The following is a 22291-nucleotide window of genomic DNA, read 5'->3' as shown; positions in this document are numbered from 1 at the left end:
GAGGCCCCGGGTCAAGCCCGGGGCGCCGCCCGGCGGCGGCCGTTTCGCCCCTCCGACGTCCGCGCCTCCCCGGGGCGGGCGCACGCCCGCCGTCGAAGGGGACGCAGGGCGGGGCGGTCGCGGCCGCGCAGCGGACGCGCCGGGGCGCCCGCGTCCCGGGCGGGCCGCCTCAGGCCAGCGCCCGCCTCGCCACCTCCGCCCACCAGGCGACCCCGGTGGGAATGGCCGCGTCGCAGAAGTCGTAGCCGGTGTTGTGGTGCAGCGCCCCGTCCCGCGCCGGCCCGTTCCCGAGCCACACGTAGCACCCCGGCGCCTCGGCCCCGAAGAACGCGAAATCGTCCCCCGCGGTCGAGGGCGCGAACGCCCGCCGCAAGGCGCCCGTCACGCCGCCCGCCGCCGCCGCCGCGACCTCCGTCGCCGCCGGATCGTTCACCACCGGCGGGATCCGCCGGATGAAGTCATACTCCGCCGCGATCCCGTAGGCCGCGGCGATCCCGTGCGCCAGCCGCCCGATCTCCGCCTCCAGCTGGTCGCGCACCTCGGGCGTATAGGCCCGCGCCGTGCCGCCCACCTGCACCTCGTCGGGGATCACGTTCAGCGCCCGCGGATCTCCCGCCTGCACCGAGCAGGCCGAGACCACCGAGGGCTGCAGCGGGTCCACCACCCGGCCCACGATGCTCTGCAGCCCGCTCAGGAACGCCCCCAGCGCCGTCACCGGATCGCGCCCGAGATGCGGCTTCGCCCCATGCGTGCCGACGCCGCGCAGCGTGACCTTCCACGAATCCGAAGACGCCAGCTGCGGCCCGGCGACCACCGCCATCTCGTCCGGCGCCAGCCCCGGCATGTTGTGCAACCCGAAGACCATGTCGCAGGGGAAGCGCTCGAAGAGCCCCTCCTCGACCATCTTCTTCGCGCCCCCGCGGCCCTCCTCGGCCGGCTGGAAGATGAAATGCACCGTGCCGGGCGGCGGATCGGCCGCCAGCCGCTCGGCCGCGCCCAGCAGCATCACCGTGTGGCCGTCATGCCCGCAGGCGTGCATCTTCCCCGGAACCGTCGAGGTCCAGGGGCGGAGCTCCGGCCCCACCGCCTCGGGCATCGCCAGCGCGTCCATGTCCGCGCGAAGGCCCACCGCGCGGTTCCCGCCCGGGGCCCGCAGCGTGCCCACCACGCCGGTGCCCGCGATCCCCTCGACCACCTCCAGGCCCAGGGCCCGCAGGCGCGCGGCCACGATGGCGGCGGTGCGATGCTCCTCGAAGCCGAGTTCGGGGTGGGCGTGCAGGTCCCGGCGCAGGGCGACGAGATCGGCGAGAACGCCCTCGGGCAGACCGCCGGAGGCGGGGCCCCGGGTCGGCACGTGGGCGGGGTCGACGTCAGGGGTCGGGTCGGGGGTCGGGTCGGGGGCGGGGGCGGGGGGGAGTGGCTGGCTCATGGCCGCGCATGCTAGACCCACGCGACTTCCACGCAAGGGCCCCCGATGCAGCCTCACGACTTCTGGCAGGAGATCGCGCCTCCCCCGGCCGCCCCGCCCCCCTGGACCGACCGCTTCCCCGCCTCCCTGCCTGACGGCAGGGTCCTGTTCCTGCCGATCCGCCCGCTGGCGGGGACGGCGAACGGGATCGCCTCGCTGATCCTCAACCAGGCCAGTTTCGCCGTCGAGGCCGCGCTCGCCGACGCGCTCGCCGGGCTGCTGCGCCCCGCGGCCCCCGAGATCGTGGCCGGCCTGCCCACCCTGGGCCTGCCGCTGGCCCGCGCGGTGGCCGAGCGCCTCGGCCACGCCCGCTACGCGCCCTTCGGGACGTCGCGCAAATTCTGGTACGACGAGGCGCTGTCGACGCCGCTGAGCTCGATCACCAGCCCGGGCGGGAGCAAGCGGCTCTATGTCGATCCGCGGATGCTGCCGCTGCTGCAGGGACGGCGGGTGGCGCTGGTGGACGACGTGATCTCGTCCGGCGCCTCGATCGCCGCGGGCCTGCGGCTGCTCCACGGCATCGGCGTCGAACCCGTCGCCATCGGCTGCGCCATGCTGCAGACCGAGCGCTGGCGGGCGCCGCTGGCGGCGGAGTTCCCCTCCGCCCCCGCCCGCATCCACGGCGTCCTGCGCACGCCCCTTCTGTCGCGGGAGGGCGAGGGCTGGGCCCCCGCCGCCTCGCCCGACCCGATCCCGCTCGAGGAGCCCGCCCGATGACCGACCCCCGTTCCGGCGCCGTGTGCGTGCTGGGCATCTTCGCGCGCGACGTCACCTGCCTCGCGCCCCGCCAGCCTCGGATGGGCGAGACGCTGCTCGCCGACGCGGTCTACGAGGGGCCGGGGGGCAAGGGCTCGAACCAGGCGGTGGCGGCGGCGCGGCTGGGGGCGAAGGCGCGGCTGATCACGCGCCTGGGGCAGGACGCCGGCGCCGCGTTGGCGCGGGAGACCTGGGCCGAGGCGGGGGTGGAGCCGCTGGTGGTGGTCTCTCAGACGCAGCCCACCGGCTCGGCGCTGATCCTGGTGGAGACGGCGAGCGGCCGGAACGCCATCGCCGTGCACCCCGGCGCGGCGGCGGAGCTGTGCCCGGCGGACGTGGAGGGCTTCGCGGCGCAGATCGAGGGATCGGCCGTGTTCCTCGCCCAGCTCGAACACCCCCTGCCGGCCACGCGGCGGGCGCTGGAGATCGCGCGCGGGGCGGGGGTGGCGACGATCCTGAACCCGGCCCCCGCGGCGCATCTGCCCGCCGACCTGCTGGCGCTGTGCGATCACCTGACGCCCAACGAGCCGGAGGCGGAGGCGCTGACCGGCCTCTCGGTCGAGAGCGAGGAGGACGCGCGCCGCGCCGCCCGGGCCCTGCGGGCGATGGGGGTCGGGACGGTGGTGCTGACGATGGGGTCTCGGGGGGCGCTGCTGTGCGAGGCCTCCGGCGAGCATCGGCTGCCGGCGCTGGGGCGCGGGCCGGTGGTGGACACGGTCGGCGCGGGCGACGTCTTCGCGGGGGCCTATGCGACGGCGCTGGCCGAGGGGCGGGCGCCGGTCGAGGCGGTGCGCTTCGCCAATGCGGCGGCGGGGATCTCGGTGACCCGGCCGGGGGCGGCGGCCTCGGCGCCGATGCGCGCCGAGGTGGACGCGGCGCTGGGGTGAGCCGTCCCGCCCGGGACGCGGGCGCCCCGGCGCGTCCGCTGCGCGGCCGCGACCGCCCCGCCCTGCGTCCCCGTCGACGGCGGGCTCAGGTGGCCGCCGCCGCCGAGAAGTCGGGGGCGATGGCGGGGCCGCCGCGGGGGCCCGTGCCGACGGAGATCGGGAGGCCGTAGACCTCGCCGAGAAGGCCGGGGGTCAGGACCTCGGCGGGCGTCCCCACCGCGACCAGGCGGCCGGCGGCGAGCAGCGCCACGCGGTCGGCGAAGGCGGCGGCGAGGTTGAGGTCGTGCAGCACCGCCAGCACGCCCACGCCGCCGTCGCGCGCCCGGCGCGCCGCCTGCATGGCGCCCGCCTGCCGGGCGAGGTCGAGGCTGGCGGTGGGCTCGTCCAGCAGAAGGTAGCGGCCGCCGCGGGCGGGATCCTCGGCGCGGCCGCAGGCGATCTGCACGAGGGCGCGGGCGAAGTGGGCGCGGGCCTGCTCGCCGCCCGACAGCGCCGTGGCGGGGCGGTCGGCGAGGCGGGCGAGGCCCGTCGCCTCCAGCGCCCGGGCGACCATCGCGGCGGCCTCCGCCGGCGTGGGGATGCGGGAGACGAGGCCCAGCGCCGCCAGCTCGCGCGCGGTGAAGGGGGCCGAGAGGGCAGGCGCCTGCTCCAGCACCGCGCGGCGCACCGCCATCGCGTGGGCGGATAGGCGGGCCGCGGGGGCGCCGTCGATCCGGATCTCGCCGCAGGCGGGGCGCAGGTCTCCCGCCAGGGCGGCCAGCAGGGTGGACTTGCCCGCGCCGTTGGGGCCGCAGACGGCCAGCACCTCGCCGGGGGCGAGGGCGAGGGAGACCGACGACAGGGTCTCGCGCCCGCCGCGGCGGACGGTCAGGGCGACGGCCTCAAGCATGGGACCTCCGCAGGCGCGACATCAGCAGCCACAGGAAGAACGGCCCGCCGATCAGCGAGGTGGCGATGCCGATGGGGGGCTCGGCCGGGGGCACGGCGGTGCGCACGACGAGGTCGGCGGCGAGCGTCAGGGCGACGCCGGCGAGCGCCGCGGCAGGCAGGACCGCGCGGTGGCCCGGGCCCACCATCAGCCGCGCCAGATGCGGCGCGCAGAGGCCGATGAAGCCGATGGGCCCGGCGAAGGCGGTGACCGCGCCGACGGCCAGCGCCGACCAGCCGGCGGCGGCGAACTTGGCCCGCTCGACGTCGAGGCCGGCATGGAAGGCGGCGCGTTCGCCGAGCTGCAGGAGGTCGAGCGCGCGGCCCATGCGCATGAGACCCGCCCCCGCGATCAACGCGGCGCCGCCGGCGACGGCGACGGGCACGGGGCCGGCGGCGCCGAGGCCGCCCATGGTCCAGAAGGTCAGCTCGCGCAGCTGCTGGTCGTCGGCGGAGAAGACCATCGCGCCGACGCCCGCCATGGCGATGGCGTTGGCCGCGACGCCTGCGAGGATCAGCGTGGCGACCGAGGTCTCGCCCGCCCGCCGCGAGAAGCCGAAGACGAAGGCGGTGACGGCGGCCGCGCCCAGGAAGGCCGCGGCCGGCAGCGCCCACAGGCCCAGGCCCGCGGGCAGCGCCGCGACCAGCCCGCCGCCGAAGACGATCACCGCCACCGCCCCCACCGAGGCGCCGGCCGAGACGCCGATCAGCTGCGGATCGGCCAGCGGGTTGCGCAGCACGCCCTGCAGCGCGGTCCCCGCCAGCGCCAGCCCGGCGCCGACCGCGACGCCCAGCGCCGCGCGCGGCGCGCGGATCTGGAGGAGGATCGCCTCGGTCGCCCGGTCGGCCTCTCCGCGCAGGGCGGCGAGGATGTCCGCGAGCGGGATGTGAACGGGGCCGTAGACCAGTTCCGCCAGCAGGGCGCAGAGGGCGGCGAGGGCGAGCGCCGCCAGCGCCAGGGCAGGACGCGTGACGACCCGGAGACCCGGCCTGCGGGTCCGGGGCTCTCGGGCGCCGGGGGCGCCGGCGGCGCGGACCTCGCCCTCGGCGCCGGCGAGGCTCACCCCGGGGTCTCCATCCCGGCGACCTCGATCCGCGCCTGCGGGTGCAGCGCCCGGGCGAGCTCGGCGATGGCGAGCGGCGTGCGCAGGCCGAGGCCCAGCAGCTTCAGCCCGTCCATCACCACCAGCCGGCCGGCCGCGCCGGCAGGGGTGGCGGCGATCTCCGGCCGGGCGAGCAGCGCCTCCCGCCCGCCCATCATGCCGATGGCGTGGTCGGGCACGAGCAGCACGTCGGGGGCGGCGGCGATGGCGGCCTCGGCCGACAGCGGCCGGTAGCCCTCGTAGCCCGTCACCGCGTTGAGCCCGCGCGCAAGGCCCACGATCTCGTCCGCCGCGGTGCCGGTCCCCGCGACCAGAGGCGCCCCGCGTCCGGCGGCGAGCAGCACCATGACGGCGGGGCGGGTCTCGACGCCCGCCAGCGCCGCCTGCAGGGCCCCCATCTGCGCGCGGAAGGCCTCGGCCAGCGCCTCGGCCTCGGCCTCGCGGTCCAGCGCGCGGCCCATGAAGGCGATCTTGGCGGGGATCACGGAGGTGTCCTTGCCCTCCGGCGCGACCTCCACCCGCACGCCGGCGGCCGCGAGCCGCTCCAGCGTCGGCGGGGGGCCCGCGTCGGCCGAGGCGATCACCGCGTCGGGGGCCAGCGCCAGGATGCCCTCGGGCGTGAGCTGGCGCAGGTAGCCGATCTTCGGCAGCGGGCCGGTCTCCGCCGGGAACATCGAGGTGGTGTCGACGGCCACGATCCGCTCCCCCGCGCCCAGCGCGAAGGCGATCTCGGTCAGGTCGCCGCCGGCGACGACCAGGCGCTCGGGGCCTTGCGCGAAGGCGGGCCGGCCCAGCGCCAGCACGCCGCCCGCGCCCAGCGCGAGCAGGGCGCGGCGGGAGAGGGCGGCGGAGCTCATGCGGGCTCCCCTTCCAGCTCGGCCAGCAGGGCGCGCCAGTCCTCGCGCTCGGGCTTGCCGGGCTTGCGCTCCCCGAAGAGCTGCACGAAGCAGAACCCGTCCCTGTCGAACAGCTCCAGCGAGGTCACGTCGCCGGTGTCGCCGGGCTTGCGCACGATCCAGGCCGAGGCGATGCGGTCCTCGCGCAGGTGCAGGTTGAAGCGGGGGTCGAGCACGTTCAGCCACGGGCCCATCACCTTGATCGTCGACACCGGGCCGGTGTGGATCTGCACGCAGCCGCGGTTGAAGGCGAAGACCATGATCGGCTGGCCGGTCTGGGAGGCGCGCTCGAACACATGGCGGCAGGCGTCGAGCGGCACGGGACGCGCCCAGTCGGCGCCCACCAGGCGCATCGCCTGCTCGCGGGCCACGTCGTGGGCGCGCAGCATGCCGAAGAACTCGTGCGTGTCCTTCATCGCGGCCCAGTCGGCGCGGAGCGCGGCGACGTCGATCTCGGCGTCCGGGCGCGGCGCCTTGGCGGGCGGGATCGGGGCGAACTCGGCCGCGGGGGCGTCGTCCTCGGCGTGGGCCTCGATCAGGGCGGTGAAGGCCGCGGAATCGGTCGCCTGCGTCTCGTAGATCTTGTGCATCGCCTCGCCGGCGGCGTCGAAGAACTGGAGCGAGCGGCGCGGGCCGGATCGGGTGACCTCGTTCACCGCGTAGGCGTATTTCCAGTTGAACAGGAACAGGCGCAGGTCGATCTCGCCCAGGAACAGGCCGACGGGGCCCTCGATCTCGGGGGCGAGATATTCCCCGTGCTTCTCGTGCACGCAATGGTCGGAGCGGGTCAGCGCCATCACCTCGCCCACCCCGCCCACGCCGATCAGCAGGTCGCGGAAGGCGCCCTTGTGATCGCCGCGCGCCAGGCGCCGGGTCTCGCCGGTGGCGCGCCGCGCCTCCGACAGCGCGGCCTCGGGCACGCCCAGCCTGTCGGCGAGATCGCGCGCGCGGGGCGGCGGCGCCGCGTCGGATGCAGGGGGGATCGCGGCGAGAATCGCGGCGAAGTCGAGCGGCGTCGCGGCCAGGTCGGTCAAGGCAGCCTCCGCGCGCCGCGGAGGGCGCGTCCAGTCCAGCGGTGAGGGAGAAGCGCGGGGACCTGGCGGAGGCTGGGGTCGCACGGTGATTTCAGGAATTCACCGTTTCCGCCCGCGCCGTCAAGAGCCGGGCGCGCGGGACGCGGGGGCAGCCCGCCGCCCGCCATCAGAACCGCGCCTCGAGCGACAGCGCCAGCGTCCGGCCCGGGGCCGGGTAGGCGGTGGAGCCGTTGGGATCGACATAGGCCTGGTCGGTGAGGTTCACGGCCGAGAGCCGCACCGCCGCCGTCTCGGTGATCGCAAGGCTCGCCCAGGCGTCGAAGGTCATGAACCCGTCGAGCCGGTAGGCCGAGAGGCTGTCGGTCGAATCGCCCGCCAGCCGCATCCGCCCGCCCAGCGTCAGCCGGTCGCCCAGCAGCCGCGCCTGCGCGGTGACGCTCGCCTGGAACGACGGCGGCGAGGACGGCGCGGCGGCGACCGCCTTCGGGTCGGGGCGGCCGTTCCAGGGCCGCTCGTCGAAGGTCCCGTCGAGGTTGACGTCCAGCGCCTCCAGCCCGAGGCCGAGGTCGAAGCGGCCGATGGAATAGGCGGCCTCCAGCTCGGCCCCGCGGAACCGGGTCGTGCCGTCGATGTTCACATAGGCGATGTAGCGCAGGTCGCCGAAGCCGGGCGCGCGGCGCAGGACCTCCTGCGAGGTTATGTAGTCGCTCACGTCCCGCGCGTAGACGCTGGCGCGCACCCGCAGCCGGTCGTCGTCGCGCAACAGGGCGCGCTCCTCGAAGGCGACGCCGCTCTCGAGCATCCGGGCGGTCTCGGGCCGCAGGCCGGGGTTGGGGGCGAAGGGCTGCAGGAAGCCGATGTGGCTGCCCCCGAAGACCGATTCCGACAGGGTCGGCGGGCGCCAGCCCTCGGTGTAGTCGGCGAAGACCTCCCAGCCGCGCGCCGGCAGGACCGAGACCCCGACCGAGGGGACCAGCCGCCAGTCCGACTGGCTGACCGGCAGATCGCTGTAGCCCGCCGTCCCACGCCGCCAGCCGTAGACGCTCGCCGTCCCCTCCAGCCGGTAGCCGTCGAGGCGCAGGCCGCCGCGCAGCCGCAGCCAGTCGGCCGGCGCCAGCGCGGCGCGCGCGAAGAGCCCGCCCACCTGCCGCTCGCCCTCCGGGTTCGCGCCCGAGAACCACACGTCGTCGGGATCGTCGGTCGGATCCTCGGCGACCGAGGCGGTGGAGGTCTCGTCCCCGAAGGCCTCGCCCCCCGCCGTCAGCTCCAGCACGCCGAAGCGCGTCTCGAAGCCCATGGTGTCGGAGATCGAGCCGCCGAACGTGTCCAGCGCATAGTCCAGCTTGAACCCGCCGTAGGAGGCCCGCGGCGCGCGGTCCTGGCGGTTCTCGACCCCGTTCCAGTAGAGCGTCGTCTCCACCTCGTGGATCGAGTTCGCCGGCGCCCAGTCGAGCCGCGCCGTCGCCGTGCGGTTGGTCGTGTCCTGGTCGTCCACCGCCCCCGCCGCGCTGGTCTGGAACTGGGCGCGGTAGTCGAGGTAGCTCAGCGTCAGGTCCGCCGCCGGCGTCAGCGAGATCACCGCCTTGGCGAGCGCCGAGACCTCCTCGGATCCGGTCTGCGAGACCGGGTCCGCGGTGGGCACGAAGGAGGTGGGCGAGGTCTCGACCCGCCCCGCCTCGCCGATGGCGTAGTCGCCCAACTCCTTGCGCGAGATCGCCAGCAGCGCCGCGACGCGGGCGTTCGGCCGCCAGGCGCCGGCCGCGAAGCCGTCGAAGCGATAGGCGTTGTCGCCGGCCCCGATCCTGCCCTGCGCGCCCCAGTCGTCGCCCGCCGGGATCACGTCGTCCGGCTCGATGGTCCGGAACCCGACCGAGCCCGCCAGCGCCCCCGCCCCGCCGACGCCGGCGGTCACCGATTTCTCGACCTCGATGGCGCGCAGCAGGTTCGAATCCACGTAGGCCAGCGAGGAGGAGCCGTGCCCCGCCTGCTGGAAGTTCTGCCGCGCGCCGTCGATGGTGGTGGTCACCCGGCCGCGGTCGCGCAGGCCGCGCACCTCGACCGCCACGCCCGGGTTGCGGCGGTCGTCCACCGCCGTCACGCCCGGCGTGTCCGCCAGCGCGTCGCCGACCGAGCGCAACGGCGTGCGGGCCAGCGCCGCGCGCCCGATCTCGGCCCGGGGCTGGGCGGGGGGCGGCTGCAGGGCGTCGACGTCGATGGGGCTCAGCAGCACCGCCTCGCCGCCGTCGTCCGCAATGGCGGAGGCGGGCGCTTCGGCGCCCGGCGCGGGCGTCTCGGCCATCGGGGCCCGGTCCTGCGCGGCGGCGAGGCCCGCGGAAAGCGCCGCGGCCGAGACGGCGACGGCCGAGGCCGCCCAGGGAAATCTGATCATCGCTCCACCCGGATCGCAGCGTCTGCCTCTCCGGACAGGCGCGCCGGCTCAGGACCAGCCCGCGCACACGCGCCCCGGATGGGTGGATCGGCGAGCCGCCCATCGGCTCGCGGCGCCCTTATCCGACCGTTTCACTTTGGTTTCAACCGGCTTCGGGCATTCTTGACTTCATTCGTCGGTTATCCGAGGTTCCGGGCGTCGCCAGGCGCCGCGCCGGCCCGACCTCGTCCGCCCGGGCGACGGGCCAGCCCCGGCCGTCCCAGCCCCCGATTCCCCCCCCGAGCGTCCGACGCGGGCTTCCGCGCGGCGCCCCAGCACGCCGCCCGCGCCGCGCGGGCGCCGGAGGCCACATGACCGTCAAGATCATCTCCCGGAACTCCTCCGAGACGAACTTCCAGCGCTATCTCGACGCTTTCGACGCCGACTTCGCGCTGATGGGCTTCGGGACCTTCTCGGAGGACTCCGAGGGCGACTACGCCGGCGCCGAGACCGCGATCACCGACACGCCGGCGCGGCGGTCGCAGGCCTTCCTGGTCGACGGCGACCTCAGCTACGACATCACCACCCACCGCCTCGGCGGCACGATGGACGCGATCCGCTTCGGCTACGGCGCGGCGCAGGACGCGGACTCGGGCGAGCTGTCGCTGGCGCGGACCGACTTCGAGATCAGCTTCGGGCGCACCATCCGCGACGAGGACCTCGCCCGCTCGATCCTGGTGGACCTGATGGGCTTCGACGAGGACGGCGACGGCGCCGCCACCTCGGCCCTGCGCGACGAGATCTGGGGCCAGAAGATCAAGTTCATCGGCGGGGCCGGGCGCGACGTCTTCGCCGGCGGCTCGGCGAACGACGTGCTCAAGGGCGGCGGCGGGAACGACGTGCTGCGCGGCGCCAAGGGCGCCGACAAGCTGCTCGGCGGCGGCGGGGCCGACAAGCTCCTGGGCGGGCCCGGCGCCGACGTGCTGAAGGGCGGCGGCGGCAACGACGTGCTCTCGGGCGGGGGCGGCGACGACAAGCTCTACGGCGGCAAGGGGGCCGACGTGCTCTCGGGCGGCCCGGGCACGGACGTGCTGGTCGGCGGGCCGGGCAAGGACCGCTTCGACTTCACCTCCAACGGCTACGGCAAGGAGATCGTGCAGGATTTCCAGACCGGCCGCGACAAGGCCGTGTTCGACGCCGACGACTACGCCGGCTTCCGCGCGCTGATGGAGGACGCCCGCCAGAAGGGCGGCGACGTGATCCTCGACACCGACGCGGGCTGGATCAAGCTGGTCGACACCGACCTCGACGACCTCTCGGCCTCGGACTTCCTGTTCGCCTAAGCGCGCCCGCCCGGCGGCTTCGGCCGCCGGGCGCGGGCCGTCAGCGCCCGCCCGGCCCCCGCGCCTCGAGCCCGAGGGAGCGTCCGGCCTCCAGCAGCTCCTCCCACAGGGAGAGGGCGTAGCTGCGGGGGACCAGGACCTCCCACCGCTCGGCGCCCTGGCGGGCCAGCACGATCCCGATCCGCCCGAAGAGCATCGGCGCCGAGGCGCCCTCGGCGAAGCGGGAGGGGTGCAGGTCCGCCCCCACGCCGCGGGCGAGCAGCACCGCCGCGCCGGGCCCCGAGACGCCGATGCGCGCGCGCGAGCCGCTCTGCTCGACGGCCGAGACCTCGGGCGCGAGATCGCCCAGCGCCTGCGCCGTCGCGCCCATCACCAGCCGCTGGCCGGGGCCGAGCCGGCGCAGCTCCCCCCGCCCCGCCAGCCGCGCGTCGAGGTCGACGCCCGGCGCGGCGAAGGCCTGAGCCATGGCGAGGTCGGCCAGCGCCTCCACCGCCACCTGCGGGGCCGCGCCCGCCGCCAGTCCGAACCGCCCGGAGGGCGCGCCGGCCAGCGCCGGGGTGCGGGTCAGCGCGTCAGCCATGGAGCCTCCGGTTCTCGGGGTCGAAATGCACGGGCGGCACGATCCGGGCGGCGCAGGTCTCGCCCCGCAGCCCGTCCCAGACCTGCACCTCCTCGCCGTGGCGGGCGCGGGCGTCCCTCACCAGCGCCAGCCCCAGAGTGCGCCCCAGGTGCGGCGACCAGCAGGTCGAGGAGACATGGCCCTGCGCGCCCTCGAGGCTCGGCGCGGCGCCGGCGTTCAGCACCTGCGCGCCGGCGCGGAAGGCCTGCGCGGGGTCCACCGCCTGCAGCCCGCAGAGCTGGAGGCGCCCCGCCGCCGTCAGCGCCGGACGGCCGAGCATCGCGCGCCCGATGAAATCGGCCTTCTTCGCTGAGACCATGCGCCCGATCCCCAGGTCGTGCGCGGTCACGCGCCCGTCGATCTCGGCGTGGGTGACATGCCCCTTCTCGATGCGCAGGACGGCCAGCGTCTCGGCCCCGTAGCAGCAGATCCCCGCGCCCTGCCCGGCCGCCATGATCGCGTCGGCGACCGCGGGGCCGAGGTCGGCGGGGACCGCGATCTCGTAGGCGAGCTCGCCCGAGAACGAGATGCGGAACACCCGGGCGGTCACGCCCGGCGCGCCGCGCAGCGGCGCCTGCGCGGCGCCCATGAACGGCATCGCCGCGTCGGAGAGATCCAGGTCCACGACCGCGCCCAGGATCTCGCGCGCCTTCGGCCCCGCCAGCGCCATCTGCGCCCAGGCGTCGGAGACCGAGGCGAGGCGCACGTCGAGCTCCGGCCACAACACCTGCGCGCAGAACTCGAGATGGGCCATGACCTCCTCGGCCTTGGCGGTGGTGGTGGTCAGGACCCAGCGGTCTTCGGCGAGCCGCGCCACGGTGCCGTCGTCCATCACGAACCCGTCCTCGCGCAGCATCACCCCGTAGCGGGCGCGCCCCACCGGCAGCTTCGCCATGCCGTTGAGGTAGACCCGGTTGAGGAAGGCCGGCACGTCGGCCCCCGTCAGCTCGATCTTGCCCAGGAACGAGACGTCGCAGAGCCCCGCGGCCAGGCGCACCATGCGCGCCTCGCGCGCCACGGCGGTCGCCCAGTCGGGCTCGCCGGCGCGCGGGAACCAGGCGGGGCGCAGCCAGGCGCCGGTCTCGAGAAAGACCGCGCCGCGGGCCTGCGACCAGGCGTGGAGCGGCGAGCGGCGCGCGGGCCGGAACGCCTCCGCGCGCGCCGCCCCCGCCAGCGCGCCGAAGGAGACGGGCGAGAAGAACGGGCGCTGGGTGGTCAGCGGCACGGCGCCGGGCGCGAGGCCCTGGGCCTCGGCCAGGATCACGGCGGCGTTCACCGCCCCCATCCGCCCCTGGTCGGTGGCCATGGCCGAGGTCGTGTAGCGCTTGGCGAGCTCGGGGTGGCCGTAGCCCTCCTGCCGCGCCCGGGCGAGGTCGTCGACGGTCACGTCGTTCTGGAAATCGACGAAGCTCTTGCCCCTGCCGGAGCCCTGCGCGCCCAGCGCGCGGGGCGGGGGCGCGTCCTCGGGGGCGGGGTCGAAGGCGGGGGCGGCGGCCAGGCCGATCTCGCCCAGCGCCGCGACCGCCTGCCGGGCGCCGTCGGCGAGGCAGGCGGCGCGGCCGACCAGCCCCGCCGCGGCCCCGGCGACATGCAGGCCCGGCTGGTCGATCGGGGGCAGGAAGGCCTGCCGCGCCTCGGACCACTCCGGCCGCGCGCCGCGCTGGCAGGCGAGCTGGCCGTTGGGGCTCCAGCCCCCCGACATCGCCACGGCGTCGACCGCGAGGCGGCGGCGCGAGCCGTCGCGGCGCTCGATCTCCAGCGCCTCCACCGCGCGCATCCCCACCGCGCGGAGCGGCCGGCCGCGCACGATGCGCGCGACGCCGCGCCAGTCCTCGGCCTGGCCGCCGCGCCAGTCGCCCCGGGCGGGGGCATAGCGCTCGGGGTCGTGGGCGGAAGGCGGGGAGCAGTCGAGGATCGCGGCCACCTCGACCTCGCGCGATTCCAGCGCGGCGGCGAGGGAATAGCCCGCCTCGCCGTTGGTCACGACCGCCACGCGCCGCCCCGGCGCGACCGCCTGCCCGACCAGCCGCCGGCGGATGCCCGAGGCCATGGCGACCCCCGGCAGGTCGTTGCCGGCGAAGACCAGCGGGCGCTCCTCGGCGCCCGAGGCCAGCACCGCCGAGCGCGCGACGATCCGCCAGAGCCGCTCGACCGGGCGGTCGGGATCGGGGGGGAGGTGTTTTCCGACGCGCTCAAGGGCGCCGAAGACGTTGTCGTCATACCAGCCGAAGACCGTGGCGCGGGGCAGGATGCGGACCTCCGGGGCGGCCCGCAGCTCCGCCAGCAGGTCCTCGCGCAGCGCGCTCGAGGCGTCGCCGCCGTCGTCGAGCAGCCAGCCGCCGGGCTCGGCCCCCTCGTCGGCGAGGATCACCCGGGCGCCGGCGCGCGCCGCGGTGACGGCGGCCGAGAGGCCCGCGGGCCCCGCGCCGATCACCAGCAGGTCGCAATGCGCCCAGGTCTTTTCGTAGCGGTCCGGATCCGGCTCGATCCCCGCCCGGCCGAGGCCGGCGGCGCGGCGGATCAGCGGCTCGTAGACCCGCTCCCAGGCTTTGGGGGGCCACATGAAGGTCTTGTAGTAGAAGCCCGCGCCCAGCAGGGGCGACAGCAGGCCGTTCAGCGCGCCGACGTCCAGCCGGCGCGAGGGCCAGGCGTTCTGGCTCCTCGCCTCGAGGCCGTCGAAGATTTCCAGCATCGTGGCGCGGACGTTGGGCTCCTGCCGCCCGCCGGTCCCCACCGTGACCAGCGCATTGGGCTCGGCGGAGCCCGCCGCCAGCACGCCGCGCGGGCGGTGATACTTGAAGCTGCGCCCGAAGATCCCGACGCCCGAGGCGATCAGGGCGGAGGCGAGCGTGTCGCCCTCGAACCCCTGATGCTCGCGCCCGTCGAAGCGAAAGCGGATCGGGCGGCCGCGGTCGATGCGGGCGGCGACGGGAAGGCGGCGGCCGCTCACTGCGCGCCCTCCTGCGCGTCGCGCACGGCGTGGACGGCGTGGGTGACGACGTCCCGCTCCACCACCAGCCAGCGGCGGCAGCCGCCGGAGTGGCGCCAGTGCTCCCTGTGCAGGCCCCGCGGGTTGGTCCGCAGGTGGAGGTAGGCGTGCCAGGCCTCCGGCCCCGCCTCGGGGTCCGGGCGGGTCGCGGCGGCGTCGCCGCGCACCGAGAATTCCTCGCGCGGGCGGGGGCCGCAGTGGGGGCAGTCGATCAGGCTGGCCATGCGCGCCTCAGTGCAGGTTCGGCTGGGCGCCCACGCCCTTCTCGTCCAGCACCGCGCCCGAGGCGAAGCGGTCCAGGCGGAAGGCGCGGGCGGTGGGATGGGGCTCGCCGGTGGCGATCAGGTGGGCGAAGCAGAGACCGGAGGCCGGGGTCGCCTTGAACCCGCCGTAGCACCAGCCGGCGTTGAGGTAGACGTTTTCCAGGGCGCGGTCGATGATCGGGGAGCCGTCCATCGACATGTCCATCACGCCGCCCCAGCTGCGCAGGGCCTTGGCGCGGCTCAGCGCCGGGATCATGGCGACGCCGGCCTCGATCACGTCCTCGACGACCGCGAGGCCGCCGCGCTGGGCGTAGGAGTTGTAGCCGTCGATGTCGCCGCCGAAGACCAGGCCGCCCTTGTCGGACTGGGAGACGTAGAAATGCCCTGCCCCGAAGGTCACCACGTGGTCGATGAAGGGCTTCAGCCCCTCGGAGACGAAGGCCTGCAGGACGTGGCTTTCGATGGGCAGCGTCAGGCCCAGCATGGCGGCCGTGACAGAGGAGTGGCCGGCGGTGGCCAGCGCCAGCTTCCCGCAGCGGATCGTGCCGCGGGTGGTCTCCAGGGCGACGGCGCGCTCGCCCTCGCGCCGGATGCCGGTGACCTCGCAGTGGGGGATCACGTCGACCCCGCGGGAGGAGGCGGCCCGCGCATAGCCCCAGGCCACCGCGTCGTGGCGGACCGTGCCGCCGCGGCGCTGTATCAGCCCGCCCTTGATGGGGAAGCGGGCGGTGTCGAAATCCAGCATCGGCAGCATGCGGCGCAGGGCCGGCACGTCGAGGATCTCCGCATCCACCCCGTGCAGGCGCATGGCGTTGCCGCGGCGGCGGTAGGCGTCGCGCTGGCCGTCGGTGTGGAACAGGTTGATCACGCCGCGCTGGGAGACCATGGCGTTGAAGTTGAGGTCCTGCTCCAGCCCCTCCCACAGCTTCATCGACAGTTCGTAGAAGGGGTTGTTCCCCTCCAGCAGGTAGTTCGAGCGCACGATGGTGGTGTTGCGCCCGACGTTGCCCGAGCCGACGTAGCCCTTCTCCAGCACCGCCACATTGGTCAGGCCGTAGACCTGCGCCAGATAATGCGCGGTGGCGAGCCCGTGGCCCCCGCCGCCCACGATCACCACGTCGTAGGCGGGCGCGGGCTCCGGCTCGCGCCAGGCCGGCGCCCAGCCGGCGTTGCCGCGAAGCGCCTCGCGCAGGAGGGCGAGGGCGGAATAGCGGCTCATGCGCCGGCCCCCGGAGCCGGGGCGAGAAGACGCGCCCCCTTCAACCGGGGCGAAAGAAACCTTACCCAGACGACAGGATCAGCGGAGGCCCGAGCATGACCGAGACCCCACGCCGCGGACTGAAACAGGACCCCCACGCCACCCGCGAGGCGCTGGAGAACAGCCTGGAGCAGGCCATCGGCCACGAGGTCCGCGCCTATCGCAAGAAGATGGGGGTGACGGTCGCCGACCTCGCCGCCGCGACCGGCATGTCGCTGGGGATGCTGTCGAAGATCGAGAACGGCAACATCTCCCCCAGCCTCGCCACCCTGCAGGCCCTGTCCAAGGGCCTGGGCGTGCCCCTGACCGCCTTCTTCCGCCGCTTCGAGGAGACCCGCGGCGCCGTCCACGTCCGCGCCGGCGAGGGCGTGGACGTGGAGCGGCGCGGCACCCGCTCGGGCCACCAGTACACGTTGCTCGGCCATCTCGATCACGCCTCCGCCGGGGTGGTGGTGGAACCCTACCTGATCACGCTGACCGACGAGTCGGACGTGTTCCCCACCTTCCAGCACGAGGGGATGGAGTTCCTCTACATGCTGGAGGGGGAGCTTCAGTATCGTCACCGCGATCGCCTCTACCAGATGCTGCCGGGCGACAGCCTCTACTTCGAGGCCGACGCCCCCCACGGGCCCGAGGTGCTCACCGCCCTGCCCGCGAGGTATCTGTCGATCATCTGCTACCGCGGCGCGGGGGGGTGATGCGACAGGTTTGCCTCTGGGGAAAATTTCTTTCCTGAAATCTTGCCGAGTCGCAAGGGGCTCGCTAGCTTCCTCGCGGATTTTGCGGGAGCGCGCGCCATGTGCGGAATCGTCGGACTGTTCCTGAAGGACAAGACGCTGGAGCCGGAGCTGGGCGGGCTCCTGTCGGACATGCTGGTGACGATGACCGACCGGGGGCCGGACAGCGCCGGGATCGCCATCTACGGCGGGACGGAGCCCGGCCGCGTGCGGCTGACCGTGCAGTCGGCCGACCCGGGCGGCGAGTTCCCGAAGCTGGCGGAGCTCGCCGCCGCCCATGGCGCGGCGATGGCCCGCAAGGACACCCATGCGGTCCTGACCCTGCCCGCCGAGGCCCTGCCCGGGCTTCGCGCCGCGGTCGAGGCCGTGCCGGGCCTGCGCATCATGAGCACGGGCGAGGCGATGGAGGTCTACAAGGAGACCGGGCTGCCCGCCGACGTCGTGACCCGCTTCGGGGTGCGGGGGATGGCCGGCACCCATGGGGTCGGGCACACGCGGATGGCGACCGAGAGCGCGGTGACGACCCTGGGGGCGCATCCGTTCTCCACGGGCGCGGACCAATGCCTGGTGCACAACGGCTCGCTCTCGAACCACAACAACCTGCGGCGCGAGCTGGTGCGCGAGGGGATCCGGTTCGAGACGGAGAACGACAGCGAAGTCGCCGCCGCCTACCTCACCGCCCGGCTCGCCGAGGGGCGCAACCTGGGCGAGGCGCTGGAGGGGGCGCTGGGGGATCTCGACGGGTTCTACACCTTCGTGGTGGGGACGCGGGACGGGTTCGGCGTGCTGCGCGATCCGGTCGCCTGCAAGCCCGCGGTGATGGCCGAGACCGACCGCTACGTCGCCTTCGGCTCGGAATACCGCGCCCTCGTCGGCCTGCCCGGCATGGACCTTGCACGGGTCTGGGAGCCGGAGCCCGCCACCGTCTATTTCTGGGAACGCTGATGCCCGTCTTCGACCTGGCCACCACCCCGCTGCGCGAATTCCACCGCGCGCTGCACAGCGTCCGCGAGGGCGAAAACGAGGCGTTCGAGGTGCTGAACCCCCGCGGCGCGCATTCCGTCGCCGTGGGCGCGATGGCGCCCGTCCATGTCGAGGTGCGGGGGTCCGTCGGCTACTACTGCGCCGGCATGAACGAGGCGGCCGAGATCACCGTGCACGGCTCGGCCGGGCCGGGCGTGGCGGAGAACATGATGTCCGGGCGGGTGACCGTGAAGGGCAACGCCAGCCAGTATGCGGGCGCCACCGGGCGCGGCGGGCTCTTGGTGATCGAGGGGGACGCGGCCTCGCGCTGCGGGATCTCGATGAAGGGGATCGAGATCGTCGTGAAGGGCTCCATCGGGCACATGAGCGCGTTCATGGCCCAGAAGGGCGCCATGGCGGTGCTGGGGGATGCGGGCGAGGCGCTGGGAGATTCGCTTTATGAGGCGCGGCTGTATGTGCGCGGCTCGGTGAAGTCGCTGGGCGCGGACTGCATCGAGAAGGAGATGCGGGCGGAGCATGTGGCCCAGCTCTCGGATCTTCTGGCCCGCGCCGGGGTCGAGGCGGATCCGGCGTCGTTCCGGCGCTATGGGTCCGCGCGGAAACTCTATCACTTCAACGTCGATCACGCGGGGGACTACTGATGTCCTACGACAACCCGCCCACCTTCCCGCGCAAGTCGGCGACCTTCGACGACTACACCCTCTCCGAGATCCGCCGGGCGGCGGCGACGGGGATCTACGACATCCGGGGCGGGGGCGCGAAGCGGAAGGTTCCGCATTTCGACGACCTGCTGTTCCTCGGGGCCTCGATCTCGCGCTATCCGCTGGAGGGGTATCGGGAGGCCTGCAACACCGCCGTCACGCTGGGGGATCGGTTCGCCTCGAAGCCCATTCATCTGAAGATCCCGATCACCATTGCGGGGATGTCCTTCGGCTCGCTCTCGGGGCAGGCGAAGGAGGCGCTGGGGCGCGGGGCGACGATCGCGGGGACCTCGACGACCACCGGCGACGGGGGGATGACGGAGGAGGAGAGGGGGCACTCGGAGCTGCTGGTCTACCAGTATCTGCCCTCGCGCTACGGGATGAACCCGCGGGATCTGCGACGGGCGGACGCCATCGAGGTGGTGGTCGGCCAGGGCGCGAAGCCGGGCGGGGGCGGGATGCTGCTGGGGCAGAAGATTTCCGAAAGGGTCGCGGGGATGCGCGATCTGCCGGAGGGGATCGACCAGCGCTCGGCCTGCCGGCATCCGGATTGGACGGGGCCGGACGACCTGGAGATCAAGATCGGGGAGCTGCGCGAGATCACCGGCTGGGAGAAGCCGATCTACGTGAAGGTGGGCGGCTCGCGGCCCTATTACGACGTGGCGCTGGCGGTGAAGTCGGGCGCGGACGTGGTGGTGCTGGACGGGATGCAGGGCGGCACCGCGGCGACGCAGGAGGTGTTCATCGAGCATGTCGGCCTGCCGACGCTCGCCTGCATCCGGCCGGCGGTGCAGGCGCTGCAGGACCTGGGGATGCATCGCAAGGTGCAGCTGATCATGTCGGGCGGGATCCGCAACGGGGCGGATGTGGCCAAGGCCATGGCGCTGGGGGCGGATGCCGTGTCCATCGGGACGGCTGCGCTGGTGGCGCTGGGGGACAACGATCCCCGGTGGGAGGCCGAGTATCGGGCCCTGGGCACCACGGCCGGGGCCTATGACGACTGGCACGCGGGGCAGGATCCCGCGGGGATCACCACGCAGGACCCGGAACTGGCCGCTCGGCTGGATCCGGTGGCGGCGGGGCGGCGGCTGGCCAACTACCTCGCGGTGATGACGCTCGAGGCGCAGACCATCGCGCGGGCCTGCGGCAAGTCCGACCTGAGGAACCTGGAGCCGGAGGACCTCTGCGCCCTGACCATGGAGGCGGCCGCGATGGCGCGGGTGCCTCTGGCGGGGACCAGCTGGATTCCGGGGGGCGGCGGGTTCTGACCGCCCTTGGAAAAAACCAACGACGGGGGAACCCCGCGCGGAGCAACCGACAGGGATAGACGGATGACCAAGGATCTGGCCGCCTGGGGGAAGGAGCGCGGGGTGCGCTACTTCATGATCGGCTACACGGACCTGTTCGGGGGGCAGCGGGCGAAGCTGGTCCCCCTGCAGGCCATCGCCATGATGCAGGAGGACGGCGCGGGCTTCGCCGGCTTCGCCTCCTGGCTGGACCTGACGCCGGCGCATCCGGACCTGTTCGCGGTCCCGGATGCGGATGCGGTGATGCAGCTGCCGTGGAAGCCGGAGGTGGCCTGGGTCCCCGCCGACCTGCTGCTGGACGAGGCGCCGCTGGCGCAGTCGCCGCGGCAGGTGCTGAAGGCGCAGGTGGAGAAGGCGGCGGCGCTGGGGCTGCGGGTGAAGACGGGGGTCGAGGCGGAGTTCTTCCTGGTCTCGGCCGACGGGGCGGAGATCGCGGACGGCCAGGACAAGGCCGACAAGCCCTGCTACGACCAGCAGGCGCTGATGCGGCGCTTCGACGTGATCTCGGCGATCTGCGACGGGATGCTGGAGCTGGGCTGGGGCCCCTACCAGAACGACCATGAGGACGCGAACGGCCAGTTCGAGATGAACTGGGACTTCGACGATGCCCTGGTGACGGCGGACCGGCACTCGTTCTTCAAATTCATGGTGAAGTCGCAGGCCGAGGCCGCGGGGCTGCGCGCCACCTTCATGCCCAAGCCCTTCGCGGGGCTGACGGGGAACGGCTGCCACATCCATGTCTCGGTCTGGGACCTGGCGGGCGAGGTGAACGCCTTCGCGGATCCGGCCGCCGAGTTCGGGCTGTCGGAGCAGGGGCGGTGGTTCCTGGGCGGGATCATGAAGCACGCGGCCGGGCTCACGGCGCTGACCAATCCGACGGTGAACTCCTACAAGCGGATCAACGCGCCGGCGACGCATTCGGGGGCGACCTGGGCGCCGAACACGATCACCTGGTCGGGGAACAACCGCACCCACATGGTGCGCGTGCCGGGGCCGGGGCGATTCGAGCTGCGGCTCGCGGACGGGGCGACGAACCCGTATCTGCTGCAGGCGGCGGTGATCGCGGCGGGGCTCGACGGGATCGCCACGAAGGCGGACCCGGGCGCGCATTGCGACTTCGACATGTACGCCGAGCCGCAGAAGGCCGAGGGGGCGCAGCGGCTGCCGCTGAACCTGCTCGACGCCCTGCGCGCTTTCGAGGCGGACGAAACCCTGCAGGGCGCGCTGGGGGAGGCGTTCTCGACGGCCTACCTCAAGCTGAAGCGGCAGGAGTGGCAGAGCTACGTCTCCGCCTTCACCACGTGGGAGCGGGACTGGACGCTGGACGTCTGAGACCCGGCGTCGGACGCCGGCGCGACGCCGCCAAGCCCGCCCGCAGGGCGCCTGTAGACCGCTTGTCGAAGCAGCGGTCTACAGGCGCCCTGCGGGCGGGCTTGGCCGGGTCCGCGCATGGGGGGGAGGTCTTGAGGAACCAGCGGAGCGGGAGCCTCCGGCGGGCTCCTGACTCACCCAAGAACAAGCCCGCGCCTGTTCTCCGGAGCCGTCTCTCGCCTGGGCTGCCTGAGCGACTCGCCCCCTCCGGTCAAGGACGAGCCCCCCTTCGGGGGGTCGCTTCGCGATCCTTGACCGGAGGGGGCGAGTCGCTCTGACGGCGCCCGCGAGAGACGGCTCCGGAGAACAGGCGCTGCCGGGGGGCGATCGGGGCGGGCGTCGCAGGCGCCAGGTCGGCCGGCGGAGAGACGGGGGCGGCGGCCGCCGCCGCGGGGGCGCGCCGCGGGCGAGGGGGCGGCCACGGGCGCACGGGGAGACGCGGCGCCGGCGCGGTCAGCCGCGGGAGATGCGGGCGGCCATCTCCTGGAGCATCGGGGCGACCTCCTTTTCCAGGCGCAGGCGGGGGAGGGTGTAGCTCGCGCCGCCGCAGGTCAGGGCGTAGACTTGGCCGTCGCCCTCGGTGCGCAGGGGCACGCCGGCGGTGTTCACCTGGGCGCGCCAGTTGCCGAGCGACATGCACCAGCCGCGCTCCTCGACCATGCGGATCGCGTCGCGGATGCCGGTCAGGATCGCGGGCCAGGTGGCGGGGTCGGCCTGGGCCTCCATCTCCTCGATCAGGCGCTCGCGCTCGTCCTCCGGAGCCGCCGCCAGCCAGGCGCGGCCGGCGGCGGAGCGGGCGAGGGATATGCGGGAGCCGACGTCGAGCTGCAGGCTCATCACCCCCTCGGAGCGGGCGCAGGCGATGTAGGTCATGCGCAGGTTGTCGCGCGCCGAGAGGGCGATGACCACGCCGCCGCCGACGCGCTCGGCCAGCTCCTGCATGTGGATCTGGGCGGTGTCGCGGATCTTCAGGCCCGCGAGGCAGGCGTAGCCGAGGCCCAGCACCGCCACCCCGAGCCGATAGCGCCCGTCGCGGGGGTCGTAGCGCAGGTAGCCCAGCCGGGTCAGCGTGTAGGTGATGCGGGAGACCGTGGAGGCGCCGAGGCCGGAGCGCGCGCAGATCTCCTGGTTGCCCAGACCCTCGTCGCCGGGGCGGAACACGCGCAGCACCTCGAGGCCGCGATGCAGGGCCGAGACGAACTGGCGGTCGCCCTCGAAGGGCTTCTGGCCGACCGCCAGGTCGGAGTGTTCGGGGATGGCCGAGCGCTTGCGCATCTGGG

At 74.5% G+C, this 22291-nt stretch carries 19 protein-coding genes; 8 read left to right on the top strand and 11 right to left on the bottom strand.

Going from position 1 to position 22291, the window contains the following annotated elements:
• Nucleotides 1–169: 169 nt before the first annotated feature.
• Nucleotides 170–1429: an amidohydrolase gene (locus BM064_RS01950; protein ID WP_092857274.1), complete on the bottom strand. Its 1260-nt coding sequence runs from the start codon at nt 1427–1429 to the stop codon at nt 170–172.
• 45 nt (nt 1430–1474) lie between these two features.
• Here BM064_RS01950 and BM064_RS01945 point away from each other — a divergent pair, with 45 nt between their 5' ends.
• Nucleotides 1475–2185 carry a phosphoribosyltransferase gene (locus tag BM064_RS01945; protein ID WP_092857272.1) on the top strand — a complete coding sequence of 237 codons (711 nt, stop codon included), beginning with the start codon at nt 1475–1477 and terminating at the stop codon, nt 2183–2185.
• Nucleotides 2182–3111: a ribokinase gene (locus BM064_RS01940; protein ID WP_092857270.1), complete on the top strand. Its 930-nt coding sequence runs from the start codon at nt 2182–2184 to the stop codon at nt 3109–3111. The genes BM064_RS01945 and BM064_RS01940 overlap by 4 nt, the downstream gene beginning before the upstream one ends.
• Before the next feature lie 85 nt (nt 3112–3196).
• Here the strand turns inward: BM064_RS01940 and BM064_RS01935 are convergent, their stop codons facing one another.
• The 5 genes from BM064_RS01935 to BM064_RS01915 form a co-directional block, all read right to left on the bottom strand.
• Nucleotides 3197–4000, bottom strand: a complete 804-nt coding sequence (locus BM064_RS01935) for a heme ABC transporter ATP-binding protein (RefSeq protein WP_143103237.1) — start codon at nt 3998–4000, stop codon at nt 3197–3199.
• Nucleotides 3993–5102 carry a FecCD family ABC transporter permease gene (locus tag BM064_RS01930; protein WP_092857268.1) on the bottom strand — a complete coding sequence of 370 codons (1110 nt, stop codon included), beginning with the start codon at nt 5100–5102 and terminating at the stop codon, nt 3993–3995. Before BM064_RS01930 ends, BM064_RS01935 begins: the two co-directional genes overlap by 8 nt.
• Nucleotides 5099–5998 carry a heme/hemin ABC transporter substrate-binding protein gene (locus BM064_RS01925; protein WP_092857266.1) on the bottom strand — a complete coding sequence of 300 codons (900 nt, stop codon included), beginning with the start codon at nt 5996–5998 and terminating at the stop codon, nt 5099–5101. The genes BM064_RS01930 and BM064_RS01925 overlap by 4 nt, the downstream gene beginning before the upstream one ends.
• Nucleotides 5995–7071 carry a hemin-degrading factor gene (locus BM064_RS01920; RefSeq protein WP_218160919.1) on the bottom strand — a complete coding sequence of 359 codons (1077 nt, stop codon included), beginning with the start codon at nt 7069–7071 and terminating at the stop codon, nt 5995–5997. The genes BM064_RS01925 and BM064_RS01920 overlap by 4 nt, the downstream gene beginning before the upstream one ends.
• A gap of 166 nt (nt 7072–7237) precedes the next feature.
• Complete coding sequence (locus BM064_RS01915) at nt 7238–9460, bottom strand: TonB-dependent receptor domain-containing protein (RefSeq protein ID WP_092857264.1); 2223 nt, start codon at nt 9458–9460, stop codon at nt 7238–7240.
• 350 nt (nt 9461–9810) lie between these two features.
• Here BM064_RS01915 and BM064_RS28280 point away from each other — a divergent pair, with 350 nt between their 5' ends.
• The gene (locus BM064_RS28280; protein ID WP_092857262.1) at nt 9811–10782 is read left to right on the top strand and encodes a calcium-binding protein; all 972 of its coding nucleotides are present in this window, start codon (nt 9811–9813) and stop codon (nt 10780–10782) included.
• A gap of 40 nt (nt 10783–10822) precedes the next feature.
• On the opposite strand, the gene BM064_RS01905 is transcribed toward BM064_RS28280, so the two are convergent.
• The 4 genes from BM064_RS01905 to BM064_RS01890 are packed head-to-tail and all read right to left on the bottom strand — an operon-like array spanning nt 10823 to nt 15872.
• Nucleotides 10823–11362 carry a sarcosine oxidase subunit gamma family protein gene (locus tag BM064_RS01905; RefSeq protein WP_092857260.1) on the bottom strand — a complete coding sequence of 180 codons (540 nt, stop codon included), beginning with the start codon at nt 11360–11362 and terminating at the stop codon, nt 10823–10825.
• Nucleotides 11355–14351 (bottom strand): sarcosine oxidase subunit alpha family protein, encoded by a 2997-nt coding sequence (locus tag BM064_RS01900; RefSeq protein WP_092857258.1) that lies wholly within the window; start codon nt 14349–14351, stop codon nt 11355–11357. The genes BM064_RS01905 and BM064_RS01900 overlap by 8 nt, the downstream gene beginning before the upstream one ends.
• Nucleotides 14348–14614 carry a sarcosine oxidase subunit delta gene (locus BM064_RS01895; RefSeq protein WP_092857256.1) on the bottom strand — a complete coding sequence of 89 codons (267 nt, stop codon included), beginning with the start codon at nt 14612–14614 and terminating at the stop codon, nt 14348–14350. The genes BM064_RS01900 and BM064_RS01895 overlap by 4 nt, the downstream gene beginning before the upstream one ends.
• A gap of 7 nt (nt 14615–14621) precedes the next feature.
• Complete coding sequence (locus BM064_RS01890) at nt 14622–15872, bottom strand: sarcosine oxidase subunit beta family protein (protein WP_092857254.1); 1251 nt, start codon at nt 15870–15872, stop codon at nt 14622–14624.
• 95 nt (nt 15873–15967) lie between these two features.
• On the opposite strand from BM064_RS01890, the gene BM064_RS01885 reads away from it, so the two are divergent.
• The 5 genes from BM064_RS01885 to glnT all read left to right on the top strand — a co-directional run bounded on the left by BM064_RS01885 (nt 15968) and on the right by glnT (nt 20972).
• Entirely contained in the window at nt 15968–16609 is a 642-nt protein-coding gene (locus BM064_RS01885; RefSeq protein ID WP_092857252.1) for a helix-turn-helix domain-containing protein, read from the top strand.
• 99 nt (nt 16610–16708) lie between these two features.
• Nucleotides 16709–17593 carry a class II glutamine amidotransferase gene (locus tag BM064_RS01880; RefSeq protein WP_092857250.1) on the top strand — a complete coding sequence of 295 codons (885 nt, stop codon included), beginning with the start codon at nt 16709–16711 and terminating at the stop codon, nt 17591–17593.
• A complete protein-coding gene (locus BM064_RS01875; protein WP_092857248.1) occupies nt 17593–18273 on the top strand; it encodes a GltB/FmdC/FwdC-like GXGXG domain-containing protein in 681 nt (226 codons plus the stop codon). The genes BM064_RS01880 and BM064_RS01875 overlap by 1 nt, the downstream gene beginning before the upstream one ends.
• Entirely contained in the window at nt 18273–19601 is a 1329-nt protein-coding gene (locus BM064_RS01870) for an FMN-binding glutamate synthase family protein (protein WP_092857246.1), read from the top strand. Before BM064_RS01875 ends, BM064_RS01870 begins: the two co-directional genes overlap by 1 nt.
• 63 nt (nt 19602–19664) lie before the next feature.
• On the top strand, nt 19665–20972 hold the full coding sequence (gene glnT / locus BM064_RS01865) for a type III glutamate--ammonia ligase (protein WP_092857244.1): 1308 nt from the start codon (nt 19665–19667) through the stop codon (nt 20970–20972).
• Nucleotides 20973–21464: 492 nt separating this feature from the next.
• On the opposite strand, the gene BM064_RS01860 is transcribed toward glnT, so the two are convergent.
• Nucleotides 21465–22286: an IclR family transcriptional regulator gene (locus BM064_RS01860; protein WP_092857242.1), complete on the bottom strand. Its 822-nt coding sequence runs from the start codon at nt 22284–22286 to the stop codon at nt 21465–21467.
• Nucleotides 22287–22291 lie beyond the last annotated feature (5 nt).

This window comes from Albimonas pacifica (assembly GCF_900113695.1).
Classification (GTDB): domain Bacteria; phylum Pseudomonadota; class Alphaproteobacteria; order Rhodobacterales; family Rhodobacteraceae; genus Albimonas; species Albimonas pacifica.
The sequence above is the reverse complement of the archived record's forward strand: the minus strand, read 5'-3'. Positions and strand labels throughout refer to the sequence as shown.